General features: G+C 62.7%; 15 protein-coding genes. 8 read left to right on the top strand and 7 right to left on the bottom strand.

The features are described from left to right. The first annotated feature begins 39 nt into the window (after positions 1-39). From ACS4RS_RS02990 to ACS4RS_RS02975, 4 genes are all read left to right on the top strand, one after another. Positions 40-792, top strand: a complete 753-nt coding sequence (locus tag ACS4RS_RS02990) for a F0F1 ATP synthase subunit A (protein ID WP_449313866.1) — start codon at positions 40-42, stop codon at positions 790-792. 67 nt (positions 793-859) lie between these two features. Further along, entirely contained in the window at positions 860-1,087 is a 228-nt protein-coding gene (locus tag ACS4RS_RS02985; protein WP_007632966.1) for a F0F1 ATP synthase subunit C, read from the top strand. A gap of 77 nt (positions 1,088-1,164) precedes the next feature. After that, positions 1,165-1,788, top strand: a complete 624-nt coding sequence (locus tag ACS4RS_RS02980) for a F0F1 ATP synthase subunit B (protein ID WP_439008784.1) — start codon at positions 1,165-1,167, stop codon at positions 1,786-1,788. Positions 1,789-1,791: 3 nt separating this feature from the next. Further along, positions 1,792-2,283 carry a F0F1 ATP synthase subunit B gene (locus ACS4RS_RS02975; protein WP_449313865.1) on the top strand — a complete coding sequence of 164 codons (492 nt, stop codon included), beginning with the start codon at positions 1,792-1,794 and terminating at the stop codon, positions 2,281-2,283. A 412-nt stretch (positions 2,284-2,695) separates the two neighbouring features. Here ACS4RS_RS02975 and ACS4RS_RS02970 read toward each other — a convergent pair whose 3' ends face one another. Next, a complete protein-coding gene (locus ACS4RS_RS02970) occupies positions 2,696-3,385 on the bottom strand; it encodes a ribonuclease HII (protein ID WP_439008786.1) in 690 nt (229 codons plus the stop codon). A 220-nt stretch (positions 3,386-3,605) separates the two neighbouring features. Next, complete coding sequence (locus ACS4RS_RS02965) at positions 3,606-4,763, bottom strand: PA0069 family radical SAM protein (RefSeq protein WP_439008787.1); 1,158 nt, start codon at positions 4,761-4,763, stop codon at positions 3,606-3,608. A gap of 138 nt (positions 4,764-4,901) precedes the next feature. Between ACS4RS_RS02965 and ACS4RS_RS02960 the strand changes: the two genes are divergently transcribed. Both ACS4RS_RS02960 and ACS4RS_RS02955 read left to right on the top strand, forming a co-directional pair. Next, a complete protein-coding gene (locus tag ACS4RS_RS02960) occupies positions 4,902-5,420 on the top strand; it encodes a glycosyl transferase (protein WP_439008788.1) in 519 nt (172 codons plus the stop codon). Positions 5,421-5,759: 339 nt separating this feature from the next. Then, a complete protein-coding gene (locus tag ACS4RS_RS02955; protein WP_439008789.1) occupies positions 5,760-6,074 on the top strand; it encodes a hypothetical protein in 315 nt (104 codons plus the stop codon). 18 nt (positions 6,075-6,092) lie between these two features. Here the strand turns inward: ACS4RS_RS02955 and moaB are convergent, their stop codons facing one another. From moaB to ACS4RS_RS02935, 4 genes are all read right to left on the bottom strand, one after another. After that, the gene (moaB, locus tag ACS4RS_RS02950; RefSeq protein ID WP_439008790.1) at positions 6,093-6,644 is read right to left on the bottom strand and encodes a molybdenum cofactor biosynthesis protein B; all 552 of its coding nucleotides are present in this window, start codon (positions 6,642-6,644) and stop codon (positions 6,093-6,095) included. After that, positions 6,644-7,540 (bottom strand): 4-(cytidine 5'-diphospho)-2-C-methyl-D-erythritol kinase, encoded by an 897-nt coding sequence (locus ACS4RS_RS02945; RefSeq protein ID WP_439008791.1) that lies wholly within the window; start codon positions 7,538-7,540, stop codon positions 6,644-6,646. The genes moaB and ACS4RS_RS02945 overlap by 1 nt, the downstream gene beginning before the upstream one ends. 12 nt (positions 7,541-7,552) lie before the next feature. Continuing rightward, positions 7,553-9,385: a tetratricopeptide repeat protein gene (locus ACS4RS_RS02940; protein ID WP_449313864.1), complete on the bottom strand. Its 1,833-nt coding sequence runs from the start codon at positions 9,383-9,385 to the stop codon at positions 7,553-7,555. 133 nt (positions 9,386-9,518) lie between these two features. Then, a complete protein-coding gene (locus tag ACS4RS_RS02935) occupies positions 9,519-10,535 on the bottom strand; it encodes a polyprenyl synthetase family protein (RefSeq protein WP_439008792.1) in 1,017 nt (338 codons plus the stop codon). Positions 10,536-10,643: 108 nt separating this feature from the next. Here ACS4RS_RS02935 and ACS4RS_RS02930 point away from each other — a divergent pair, with 108 nt between their 5' ends. Then, positions 10,644-10,871 (top strand): putative signal transducing protein, encoded by a 228-nt coding sequence (locus tag ACS4RS_RS02930; RefSeq protein ID WP_012556751.1) that lies wholly within the window; start codon positions 10,644-10,646, stop codon positions 10,869-10,871. Positions 10,872-10,878: 7 nt separating this feature from the next. Next, positions 10,879-11,655 carry a methyltransferase gene (locus tag ACS4RS_RS02925; RefSeq protein ID WP_439008793.1) on the top strand — a complete coding sequence of 259 codons (777 nt, stop codon included), beginning with the start codon at positions 10,879-10,881 and terminating at the stop codon, positions 11,653-11,655. Positions 11,656-11,755: 100 nt separating this feature from the next. Here ACS4RS_RS02925 and ACS4RS_RS02920 read toward each other — a convergent pair whose 3' ends face one another. After that, positions 11,756-13,096 carry an Nramp family divalent metal transporter gene (locus ACS4RS_RS02920; RefSeq protein WP_439008794.1) on the bottom strand — a complete coding sequence of 447 codons (1,341 nt, stop codon included), beginning with the start codon at positions 13,094-13,096 and terminating at the stop codon, positions 11,756-11,758. Between the last annotated feature and the right edge of the window lie 192 nt (positions 13,097-13,288).

Genomic DNA, 13,288 nt, shown 5'->3' with positions numbered 1-13,288 from the left:
TGACCCCGCGTCCTGCGGGCCAAAGAGAGAGAACAAGCGGTGTCTAACGATCCGACTCATCAGTTCCTGATCCAGAAGATTGTGCCGATCGAAATCGGCGGAATTGATTTTTCGTTCACCAATGCATCGCTCTTCATGGCCGCTTCCGCTGCCGTTGCCGTCGGTTTTCTCTATTTCGCCACCTCGAACCGCGCCATCGTGCCGGGCCGTTCGCAGTCGGTCGCGGAAATGTCCTATGAATTCATCGCCAACATGCTGAAGGAAGGCGCCGGCAAGCAGGGAATGAAATTCTTCCCGCTGGTCTTCTCGCTCTTCATGTTCGTGCTGACGGCAGATCTGCTCGGCATGTTCCCGTATTTCTTCACGGTCACGAGCCAGATCATCGTTACCTTCGCCCTTGCTTTGCTCGTCATCGGCACCGTCGTCGTCTACGGTTTTTATAAGCATGGCTTCGGCTTCCTCAATCTCTTCGTGCCGCACGGCGTGCCGGGCGCGCTGCTGCCGCTGGTGGTGGCGATCGAAATCATCTCCTTCCTGTCGCGTCCGATTTCACTCTCGGTTCGTCTTTTCGCCAACATGCTCGCCGGTCACATTACCCTCAAGGTGTTCGCAGGCTTCGTCGCCTCGCTCGGAACCCTGGGTGCTCTCGGCATCGGCGGCGCCGTCCTTCCCCTCATCATGACCGTCGCCCTGACCGGTCTCGAGTTCCTCGTCGCCTTCCTCCAGGCTTACGTCTTTGCGGTGCTGACTTGCATGTACCTCAACGACGCAATCCATCCCGGCGGGCACTAAGGATAACGACATCGACGTCTCAGGGCGTCAGTCATTCGCCGCAACAACCATTTCAAAGGAGTTCAACATGGAAGCGGAAGCAGCAAAGTACATCGGTGCAGGCCTGGCTTGCTTTGGTATGGCCGGTACGGCTCTCGGCCTCGGCAATATTTTCGGCAGCTACCTCTCCGGCGCACTGCGCAATCCGTCTGCCGCTGACAGCCAGTTCGGCCGTCTGGTATTCGGCTTCGCCGTTACGGAAGCTCTGGGCATCTTCTCGCTGCTCATCGCTCTCCTCCTCCTCTTCGCCGTCTGATATCGGCGAATAGATGGATCACGGCCTGCCACCGCAAGCCGTGATCCTTTGCATTTGCAGTCCACCTGGAGGTGAGAATGTTTTTTGTGACCCCGGCTTACGCTGAAGAAGCACCGGCGGCAGCGACGGGTACGGATGCGCATGCCGCTCCGGCCGCAGGCGAGGTCCATACCGAGACTGGTGTTGCCGGCGGCGAACACGCCCGTGGCCCCTTCCCGCCTTTCGATTCGACGACCTTCGCGTCCCAGTTGCTCTGGCTGGTGATAACGTTCGGCGTCTTCTATTTGCTCATGCAAAAGGTCATCGCGCCGCGCATCGGGGCGATCCTCGATCAGCGTCATACGCGCATTTCCCAGGATCTGGAAGAAGCGGGCCGCCTGAAGGCGGAAGCCGACGCTGCTGTTCAGACCTATGAAGGTGAACTGGCTGCTGCCCGCGCCAAATCCAACGCGATCGGCTCCGCCGCACGCGACGCCGCCAAGGCCAAGGCCGAAGAGGATCGCCGCGCTGTCGAGGCGAGCCTGTCTGAAAAGATCAAGGCTGCCGAGCTCCGCATCGGCGAAATCAAGGCGAAGGCTTTCGCCGACGTCGGTACCATTGCCGAGGAAACCGCGGCTGCCGTGGTCGATCAGCTGATCGGCGGCACCGTTGCAAAGGTCGATGTCGCCGCTGCGGTTGCGGCCGCCAAGAAAGAGGCTTGATCGATGGAATTTGCCTTAGACGCCACTTTCTTCGCCTTTGTCGGCCTCGTCCTCTTCCTGGCGCTGGTCGTTTACCTGAAGGTTCCGGGCATGATGGCACGGTCGCTCGACGACCGCGCCGATCAGATCTGCAACGAATTGGCCGAAGCCAAGCGCCTGCGCGAGGAGGCTCAGCACCTGCTCGCCGAATACCAGCGCAAGCGCAAGGAAGCCGAAGCCGAAGCGGCCCACATCGTTGCCGCCGCTGAGCGCGAAGCCGAAATGCTGACCGCCGAAGCAAAGAAGAAGACTGAAGAATTCGTCGCCAACCGCACGGCGGTTTCCGAGCAGAAGATCAAGCAGGCCGAGGCCGAAGCGATGAAGGCGGTCCGTTCCGCCGCCGTCGATCTCGCAATCGCGGCTGCCGAAACGGTGCTCGCCAAGCAGGCCGACGCCAAGGTCCAGTCCGAGCTCTTCGGCAATGCCGTCGGCCAGGTCAAGACACGGCTCAACTGAGCGGTATCGAATGGAATAGGAAAAGGCCGGGCATGTCCCGGCCTTTTGTCTTTGGTGAATACTCAATCTCGGTTCGAGGGCATGCCGCTCCCTCTCGATTCCCTCTTCTCCCCTCGGGGAGAAGGTGCCCGTAGGGCGGATGAGGGGGCCGGGAATGCCGGTCTTTCCGAATAAAACCGATGCGGGCTTCGACCGTTGCGGCCTTGTATCGACTGTTTCAGGGCGGTGGCGCGCGGCGTTAGCGCTGGCGTGGCGGATAGGTTTTCCGTGAGGACGTGCCGTGCAGCCCCCTCATCCGCCTGCCGGCACCTTCTCCCCGCCGGGGAGAAGAGGGTATGCCGCGGCCTCTCTTTTCCACGCGCCTCTTTCGGTGCTCGTCCGGCTTCTCATTGCCTGGTTTTCTTTGGGCGACCTATTCCGAGATCAGCTCGTCCATCTCAGGACCATCCTCGACCTTCCGCAGCGGCCTAAAACTCATTCGGTGCAGGGAGCAGGGGCCGAGCCTTTCAATGCCAGCGCGGTGCTGCGCCGTGCCGTAGCCTACATGGGCGGCAAAGCCGTAGTCCGGAAATACGTGATGGGCCCGCGCCATCATCCGGTCGCGTGTCACCTTGGCGACGATCGAGGCGGCGGCGATCGAGACCGAGCGGGCATCGCCCTTGACCACCGCCTGTCCGGGGCAATCGAGGCCCGGCGGCACGTCGAGCCCGTCGGTCAGCACGTAGCTTGCCGGGATGGCGAGGCTGCAGATGGCGCGGCGCATGGCGTCGAGGCTCGCCTTGCGGATATCGGTCTCGTCGATGCGCGTCGAGCTGGAGGAGGCGATGGAGACGGTGGCGGTCGCCAGGATCTGCACGAACAGCTCCTCGCGCCGTTGCGCCGAAAGCTGCTTGGAGTCGTTCAGCCCCTCCGGGATGCGCTTCGGGTCGAGGATGACGGCGGCGGCGACGACCGGCCCCGCCAGCGGCCCGCGGCCTGCCTCATCGGCGCCGGCAACCGGCCAGTGGCCGGCCTTGCGGGCTTTGAGCTCCAGCCGGAAGTCCGGCACCAGAGGGACCGCTTGGAACAGCTGGGGAGAATCGGGTGGCGTGCGAGGTTTCATGCGGCTGAACCTCGCACGCCAACCCGATTGCCCGCAAGTCCCCGATCAGGGCGGCGGTCGGGGACCGGGTCCGGCGGGTGGTGGCGGTCAGGACCATCCGCGGGAATTGCGCTCGGGCTCGAAAACAGGGCGGTTTTCCGATGGGCCGATGCGCAAGCTTGAAGCAATTCCAGGAAAAGTGCGACGCGGTTTTCCGTCCGGAATTGCGTATGAACAAAGCCTAGAGCAGCGACAGCTGCACGCCGCTGCCATCCGGCGGCACGAACAGGTCGTCGCGCAGCGGCATGCCGCGCCGCGTCAGGCCGAAACGCCTGGCGGCCATTTCAAAGCGCCGGGCGATCTGCCAGGCATAGGGACCGGCGCCCTTCATGCGCTTGCCGAATTCGGCATCGTAATCCTTGCCGCCGCGCATCGAGCGCACCAGCGACATCACATGCCGGTAACGATCGGGATAATGCTGCAACAGCCAGTCGCGGAAGAGCGGGCTGACCTCGAGCGGCAGTCTCAGGATCACATAACTCGCCTCGGCGGCACCGGCAGCCTTGGCCGATTCGAGGATGCGCTCCAGCTCGTGATCGTTCAGTGCCGGAATGAGCGGGGCGGCCATCACCGCCGTCTGGATGCCTGCTTCCGACAGCGTGTGAATGGTCTCCAGCCGGCGCGGCGGCGTGGCGGCGCGCGGCTCCATCGTCCGGGCAAGCTTGCGGTCGAGCGTGGTTATGGAGATACCGACGCGCACTAGGTTCTTCGCTGCCATCTCCTGCAGAATGTCGAGATCCCGCAGGATCATCGCCGACTTGGTGACAATCGATACCGGGTGGTTCGCCTTGTTCAAGACCTCGAGAATACCGCGCATGATGCGCCATTCCTTTTCGATCGGCTGATAGGGGTCGGTATTGGTGCCGATCGCGATCGCCCGCACCTTATAGCCCGGCTTGGCAAGTTCCCGCTCCAGCAGCTTTGCCGCATCCGGCTTGGCGAAGAGCTTCGTCTCGAAATCGAGCCCGGCCGAAAGCCCCATATAGGCGTGCGTCGGCCGGGCGAAACAATAGATGCAGCCATGCTCACAGCCGCGATAGGGGTTGATCGAGCGGTCGAAGCCAATGTCAGGCGATTCATTGCGGGTGATGGCCGTTCGCGGCTTCTCGATCTGCACGTCGGTCTTGAACGGCGGCAGCTCTTCCAGCGTCTGCCAGCCGTCATCGAAGGTCTCACGCTGCAGCGCCTCGAACCTGCCTGTCGGATTCAGTCCCGCCCCGCGCCCACGGCGCCGGTCGACCTCGATCCGCAGCCCGGAGGACACGATCATCGCATCGGCAATATCTGCCGTATTGGCAGGCGCGAATGCGGCCTGCCCTGCCAGGGACTGCTCTCTCATCGGATTCTCCCGCGGCAAAAGCCATCGCTTCCGCCCGTTTTGATGATTAAATTCCTATCCGCAAAATAAGAACAATGCAAGAACAAAATGCGGAAAACGCCGCTGGCAAAAATTTGTGCGGCGCATTATGAATGGGCAATGTTGACGGTTATTCTCGAATGTCAGGATCAGGAAACTGAGCTGGCCCAGACTTTATCGGTGTTGGTGGCAGGCGCGGTGGAGGGGCTCGTCAGCGATGTGGTCGTGCTCGATCATGGCTCGCGCGACGGCACCTCGCGGGTCGCCGACGCCGCCGGCTGCCGCCTTTATTCGCAATGGGATATCAAGGACATCGTCCGCTCCGCCCGCGGCGAATGGCTGCTCTTCGTCGAGCCCGGCGCACGGCCTCAGGGCGGCTGGATCGACGAGATCGCCGAATATATGGCGCTGAACAAGCTGCCGGCGCGCTTCACCGCCTCGCGCGGCTACCGGCGCCCGTTTTTCCAGCGCCTCGGCCGCGCCGTGCCGCCGCTGGAGCTCGGTTTGCTGATGCCAAAGAGCGAGGCGCTCGCCGCCGCAAAGAGCGGCATGCGGCTGGCCGAATTCGTCAAGGGCCGGAAGCGTCGCAAACTCGCCAGCGAACTGATCCCGGCCTGGGTGGTGCGCGCTTCGCGGTAGGACACGAGAAGCTGCCCCTCACCCTAACCCTCTCCCCGTAAACGGGGCGAGGGGACTTGCCCTGCGAGAGGTTTGCGAGGGACGGAGAGGTTGCGGCTATTCCCCTTCGCCCCGTTTACGGGGAGAAGGTGGCGGCAGCCGGATGAGGGGCAGCAAGCAGTGATCACGCGCCCACCATCGCACAAAGATGGCGCCCAATCGGATTTTGCGCTATAATTCTTTAATGGCGCCGTCGAAGCGCCTCGCTTCGCAACGGATGGCCATGAATGCCGGTGGACGGCAGAACAGGTCGGCGACAATCTCCTCTTCTGCCGGGTTTCACGCGGAAGGAGGTGCGTCATGGTACGCAATATGGTCTGCGGCCTGCTGGCCGTCATATTGCCGACATTGGTGATCGCGCATCCGCATTCGGCAGCATCGCAGACGATGCTCAGTTGCGCAGGCCGATCCGAGGTCGTCAATTTCCTGGACAAGAACTTCGCTGAAAAACTGACAGCGGTCGGACTGGTCAACGAGAACGCCGTTCTCGAGGTCTATGCCGCCGAAAGCGGCACCTGGACGCTCGTCGTCACGGATGTTCACGGCATAAGCTGCATCCTGCTGTCGGGTGACAACTGGGAAACGATGCCCGCTCTGCCGGGCTTTGCCACGTAGCGAGCCGGGTTAGGCAGCCTATGTCGTCGCGCCGCGTTTCAGGTGTTCGTCCAGACGCGGCATGATCTCGACGAAATTGCACGGCATGCTGCGGTAGTCGAGTTGTGCTTTCAAAATACCGTCCCAGGCATCCCGGCAGGCGCCGGGCGAACCCGGCAGCGCAAAGATGAAAGTGGCGTTGGCAACGCCCGCCGTGGCGCGAGACTGGATCGTCGCCGTGCCGATCTTGTCGTAGGAGATGCGGTGGAAGACGGCGGAAAAGCCGTCCATGCGCTTTTCGAACAAAGGCTCCAGCGCTTCGGGCGTCACGTCGCGGCCGGTAAAGCCGGTGCCGCCAGTGGTGATGACGACATCGATGTCGTCCCGCTCGGTCCAGGCCTTCACTCGGGCTGCGATTTTCTCGCGATCATCCGGTACGATCGCCCGGTCGACCAGGCGGTGGCCCGTCTCGGTGATTCTTGCCGCCAGCGTGTCGCCTGACTTGTCCGTCTCCGGCGTGCGCGTATCCGAGACGGTGAGAACCGCGATACCGACGGCGATGAAGGGCCGCTTGTCGTCCAGACCTGCCATCACTTGCCTCCCGAAACCGTTTCCGTCGCCTGGAAATACCAGTCGGGCCGCTCGCCGTGAAGAGCTGCCGCCGCTTCTTGCGCCGCTGCCATGCTCGTAAAAATCCCGAAACAGGTGGCGCCGGAGCCGGACATACGGGTCAAAAGGGCGCCCTGGGCCTGCAGCATCGCCGAGATGACCGCAATTTCAGGCACGAGTTCGCGTGCCGGCGGCTCCAGGTCATTGCGGGCGGCATCGATCACTTCCAGCCAGCCGGCACCTGCGGATAGATCGGATAGCAGGCTCAGCGCCGGATTGTTCTTTGTCGTCAGCCGGCGGAACACCTCGGGCGTCGCAACACCCTTCAGCGGATTGGCAAGCACCATGGCAAAGGCCGGCAGATCAGGCACCGCCTCGATCTCCTCGCCGATGCCGCGGGCAATCAGCGGCCGGCTGTCAAGGCACATCGGCACGTCGGCGCCGAGTTTCAGCGCGAGGCTGGCAAGCGTCTCCACCGGCAGGCTCATGCCCCAGAGCCGCATCAGCCCGCGCAGCGTCGCCGCCGCGTCGGCCGAGCCGCCGCCGATGCCGGAGGCGATCGGCAGGTTCTTTTGCAAGTGGATATGCACAGGGAAGGCGAGGGCGCCGACTGCCTCGCGCAGGAGATCGCGTGCCCGCAGCACCAGATTGGTGCCGCCGTCGCCGGCAAGCATTTCGCCGAAGCGGCCCGACAGGGTGAAGGCGTCAGCCTGCGCAGGCAGGAAGCCCAGCCGGTCGCCGCAATCGGTAAATGTCACCAGCATATCGAGAAGATGATAGCCATCTGCCCGCTGGCCCCTCACATGCAAAGCGAGGTTGATCTTCGCGCGCGCCTCTTCGGTGACGCCGAAAGCCTCGGCCAGGCCCTCTTCAGGCATGTTTGTCGCCCGTCAGGATTTCTTGTCGGCCGGCGGCGGGGTGACCGGTGCCGGATCCGGCTGCTTCTTGTCGGCCGCCTTGGCATCGTCGCTGACGGCAGGCAGGCCATTGGCAACCTTGTCCTTGATCTTCGGGATCTCGGCGGTTTCGGGCTCGGAAGCGAGCGCCCGGTTCCACTGATAGACGGCCTCGAGCTTGCGGCCGACCCGCCAGTAGGCGTCGCCGAGATGGTCGTTGATCGTCGCGTCGCCAGCCTTGATCTGGGCTGCCCGCTCCAATTCGTCGACGGCATCGTCGAAACGGTTGAGGCGGAAATAGGCCCATCCTAGCGAATCGATGATGTAGCCATCGTCGGGGCGGAGATCGACGGCCTTCTTGATCATGCCGAGACCTTCATCGAGGTTGCGGTTCATGTCGATCCAGGAATAACCGAGATAGTTCAGCACCTGCGGCTGATCCGGATTGAGCTCAAGCGCCTTGCGGAAGTTCGGTTCCGCCTGGTCCCACTTCTTCAGCCGCTCATAGGCGATGCCGCGCTGGAAGAAGACGCTCCAGTTGGCGCGTCCGGGAATAGGGCCGATCGCTTCGACCGCCTTGTCGTAATTGGCGGCCATCGCCTCGTAGTCCTTGGCGTCGGAGAGTACGCTGCCATAGGCGAGGTAGCTGCGAATATCCTTCGGGTCGGAGGTAATCAGCGCCTGCAAGTGCTTGCGCGCCTCGTCCACCTTGCCGCCCTGGGCAAGGGCAAGTCCGAGCTGCAGCTCGGAGATGCGCCGCATCGGGGAATTCTCCGGCACCTTCTTGTAGAGCGCAATGGCGCGGTCCATCTGGTTCTGCTTCTCGGCGATGCCGCCGAGCAGCACCAGCGTATCAGCGCTGTTCGGGTCGAGAGCATTTGCGGTCTGCAGGTAAAGCGAGACGATATCTTCGGCGCCGTCGCGGTTGAGCGCGCCGCCGACCGAAAACAGTACGCCGGCAGCGCCTTCTTCGGCCGTCTTGACCTGCTGCTCCTGCTTCGCGTCTTTTTCGATACTGTCGCGCAGCGCGTTCAGCGGCGCATAGTTTGGCAGCAGGTTGTCGCCGACGGAAACGGCGTCAAGCGCCTTCTGCTTATTGCCCTGTGATGCTTCGAGGCGGGCAAGCGCCATTACCGCGCGCATGAAGGTGTCGGGCGCCGTCGCCCCCCCTTCCTTGTCGAGCACGGCGTCGTTCAGGTGCTTTCGGGCCGATTTTACGTCGCCGGTGGCGATGGCGATCGCCCCGGCATTGTAATTCTGGAAGATGCGAAACCAGTCCGGCCCCTTCATCTTCTCGACCATGGCGAGCGCCTCCTTGCCGCGCCCGGCGCCGACGCGAGCCCAGGCGAGCAGCAGGTCGTTCATCATCCGGTCGAGATCGTTCGGCCCCTTATATTTCAGGATGGCCTCGGCGCTTTTATAGTCGTCGCGGCGCACGGCATCCATGCCGCGCACGATCGTGGTAATGCGCTCGACGGAAGGATCACCCTTCAGGTCGTTGGCATATTTGACGCCGTCCTTGATGTCGCCATTGAGCAGCAGCGAGATCATCAGCCGCTGGCGGATCTCGGGATTGCCGGGCTCGATCTGCAACGCCTTTTTATAGAGTTCGATCGCCGTCTCGTAGTCATGATCGACATCGGCGGTGCGCGCCGCAAGAAAGGCGCCGGAGAAGGTGGTAACGCTATCGGCATCAAAGCTATCGGTCTTCGCCACATCGCTCGGCTTGGCCGCATCCTCGGCATTCGCGCCGCCGACACCGCCCAGCGAAAGGACAGCGGCAAGCGCTGCGCTCGTAAGAAGACGGATGGCAATTCTCTGCCGCATTAGGAAACCTTTCTTCGACAGCGTCCCGACAATGGTGCCGGTCGCAAAACCAGTTGTGTTCACTGATTCATAACAGGATGGCTTTTTTGAAGCGGCGCCGCAAGAAATTCAGCCTGCGATCAAGGACGTTTGATCAATTGACGCGCTCGATGCAGAAGTCGATCACTTCCATCAGGGAGGATTTCCATACCGTATCGGGCAGTGGCGCAAGCGCGTCCCGTGCGATCGTGCCGTAATGGATCGCCCGGCCGATCGTGTCCGCGAGCGTGCCGTATTTGGTGATCAGCCCCAGCGCTTTTTCGAGGTTGGCGTCGGTGCTGTTGCTGGCTTCGATCGCATCGCGCCAGAAGGCGCGCTCGTCCTCGGTGCCGCGGCGATAGGCGAGAATGACCGGCAGGGTGATCTTGCCCTCGCGGAAATCGTCGCCGACATTCTTGCCGAGATCGGCCGCCTTGCCGCCGTAATCGAGCGCATCGTCGACCAGCTGGAAGGCGAGCCCCAGATTCATGCCGTAGGATTTCAGCGCGTTGCGGCCGGATTTGCCGGCCTCGGCGACGATCGGCCCGACTTCGGCGGCGGCGGCAAACAGCGCCGCCGTCTTGGCGCGGATGACCGAGAGATAATCATCCTCCGTCGTCTCCATGTTCTTGGCGACGGAAAGCTGCAGCACCTCGCCTTCGGCAATGATGCAGGCGGCGGAAGACAGGACGTCGAGCGCATCGAGCGAGCCGACATCGACCATCATGCGGAAGGCCTGGCCGAGCAGGAAGTCGCCGACCAAGACGCTTGCCTGGTTGCCCCAGATCATCCGCGCGGTCGATTTGCCGCGGCGCAGGTCGCTTTCGTCGACGACGTCGTCATGCAGCAGCGTTGCGGTGTGCATGAACTCGACCGAGGTGGCGAGCTTGATGTGGTTTTCGCCCCGGTAGTCGAACAGCGAGGCAGCCGCCAGCGTCAGCATCGGCCGCAGCCGCTTGCCACCTGACGAGATCAGATGGTTCGCCACTTCGGGGATCATCTGCACGTCGGAGCCGGCCTTGGACAGAATGAGCTGGTTCACCCGCTCCATGTCCGCCCTGGTGAGATCGACCAATGGCTTGATGGATGCCAGTTTGTTTTTGCTTTCTTCAAGCGGTATGACCACGCCCAACGACCCGGACTCCTGTTCATTCTTTGCATCTGACAATAGAAAGGGGCGATGGACGCGGCAAGGGGTGAATTGTCGCGCAAGGCGAAATTGGAAGGAAAACGACGGCAAATGCATGAACTTATCCGCGCCAACGACGCCGTTCTGCTCTCCTTTGCCGAGAGCTTGATGAAGGATGCCGGAATTCACTGCTTTATCGCCGATCAGGGCATGAGCGTGCTGGAAGGTTCGCTCGGCATGCTGCCGCGCCGCCTGCTGGTGGATGAGGAGATGGCCGATCAGGCCCGCCGCATCCTGATCGACGCCGGCCTCGGCGACGAATTGCGCGACAGGACGTGAGGGAGGGATGACCGGCGAGCCTGCCCAAACCATCGATGCCTTCCATCGTGGCGCCTTTCATCTGGTGCAGCCAAGCGGCAGGGGCCACCGCTCCGGCATGGATGCGATGCTGCTCGCCGCTCTTGTCGCCGACGACCGTCCGGTCCGGGTCGCAGATCTCGGCGCCGGCGCCGGTGCCGCCGGCCTCGCCGTCGCCTCGCGGCTTGCCAAGGCGGAGGTGGTGCTGTTCGAGCGCTCGGCAGAAATGGTCGATTACGCCCGCCGCAGCATCCTCCTGCCCGAAAACGCCCGTCTCGCGGCCCGCGTCGGCGTCGTCGAAGCCGACGTGACGCTGACCGCCAAGGCGCGCAACGATGCCGGCCTCATCGATGAGAGTTTCCACCACGTCATCATGAACCCGCCCTTCAACCATGTGGGCGACCGGCGCACGCCGGACGCGCTGAAGGCCGAAGCCCATGCAATGACCGACGGTCTATTCGAAAGCTGGCTCCGCACGGCTGGCGCCATCATGATCCCGGGCGGGCAATTGTCGCTGATCGCGAGACCCCAATCGATCGCCGAGATCGTTGCCGCCTGCGGCCGGCGATTTGGCGGCATCGAAATCACCGCCATCCACCCGCGCGCCGGCGAAAACGCCGTCCGTATCCTGGTGACGGCGATCAAGGGCTCGCGGGCGCGGCTGTCGTTGCGCGCGCCCTTGATCATGCACGAAGAGGGGAGCCACAAGTTCTCCCCTCTCGTCGATGATTTCAACAATGGCCGGGCGGCCTATGCCAGGCTTTAAAGCATGTCGCGCAAAAGTGTGCAGCGGTTTTGCGGCAACGACATGCGCAAAAGCAAAGAGCTAAAGCGCGAGCAGCGAATCTGAAAGATCGCGACGCGCTTTAGCCGGTGACGAAGTCGAAGAGCAGCTTGACGTTCAAGCCGGCAATCACGACCGCGATCAGATAGGCAATGCCGCTCAGCCAGCGCGGCGCCACAAGCTCGCCCATTTTGGCCTTGCTGGCGGTGAACATCACAAGCGGGAAGACGGCGAAGGAAAGCTGCAGGCTGAGCACCACCTGGGTGAGGATCAGCAGCTCGGCCGTGCCCTTATCGCCATACCAGATGGTGACGATCGCCGCCGGCACGATGGCGATGGCGCGGGTGATCAGCCGCCGTATCCAAGGCTTCAGCCGGATCTTCAGGAAACCTTCCATGACGATCTGGCCGGCAAGCGTTGCGGTCACCGTCGAGTTGAGACCGCAGCAGAGCAGCGCGATGCCGAACAGCGTCGGCGCGATGGCGAGCCCCAGCAGCGGCGACAGCAGCGAATAGGCGTCGCCGAGTTCGACGACATCAGTCTTCCCATGCGCATTGAAGGCGGCGGCGGCCAGGATCAGGATCGAGGCGTTGATCAGCAGCGCGAAACACAGCGCCACCGTCGAGTCGATCGTCGCAAAGGTCAGCGCCTCCTTCTTTTCGGGAACGGTGTGGCCATAGGCCCGCGTCTGGACGATGCCGGAGTGAAGGTAGAGATTGTGCGGCATGACGGTCGCGCCGAGAATGCCGAGCGCCAGATAGAGCATTTCCGGATTGGTGACGATCTCCGTGGTCGGGAAGAAGCCGGTGACGACGGCGCCCCATTGCGGGTCGGCAAGCAGGATCTGCACGCCGAAGCAGATCGCGATGACGCCGAGCAGGGCGATGATGAAGGCTTCCACCCAGCGGAAACCGAGCTTCTGCAGGAAGAGAATGACGAAGACGTCGAGCGCGGTGATCAGCACGCCGAGTTCAAGCGGGATGCCCATCAGCAAGTTGAGGCCGATCGCCGTGCCGATCACCTCGGCGATATCGGTGGCGATGATGGCGACCTCGGCAAAGGCCCAGAGCGGCACCGAAACATATCTGGGGAAGGCGTCGCGGCAGGCCTGCGCCAGGTCGCGACCGGAGGCGATCGCCAGACGCGCGCAGAGCGATTGCAGCACGATCGCCATCAGGTTGGAAAGCAGCGCGACGGTCAGCAACGCATAGCCGAATTTCGAGCCGCCGGCGAGCGAAGTCGCCCAGTTGCCGGGATCCATGTAACCGACGGCGACCATGTAGCCGGGTCCGGCAAAAGCCGCCGCCCGCCGCCACCTTGAGCTGTGACGCCCGGTTCCGACGGTGCGGTAGACATCCGACAGCGACGCCTCGCCGCGTTCGTGCCGCCAGCCGCGGTTTGCATTCGGATTCAGGACGTCCATGCGATTTCCACCTATTAGTCGTGAGTGGCACTATGACGAATTAGAATGATAATGCAAGTCATTCGCAACAAGAAAATCAATCCGGTGTTTTCAGGCCCGATGTTTTCGAGAACGCGGCCATTGCGTTTGTCGTTCCAGCGCATACATGGTTGCCGATCGTCATTGACGTGATCGTGCGACCCGAAAGCGAAG

This window comes from Rhizobium sp. F40D2, from assembly GCF_051810745.2.
GTDB lineage: Bacteria > Pseudomonadota > Alphaproteobacteria > Rhizobiales > Rhizobiaceae > Rhizobium.
This window is presented reverse-complemented; position numbering and strand designations above follow the sequence as displayed.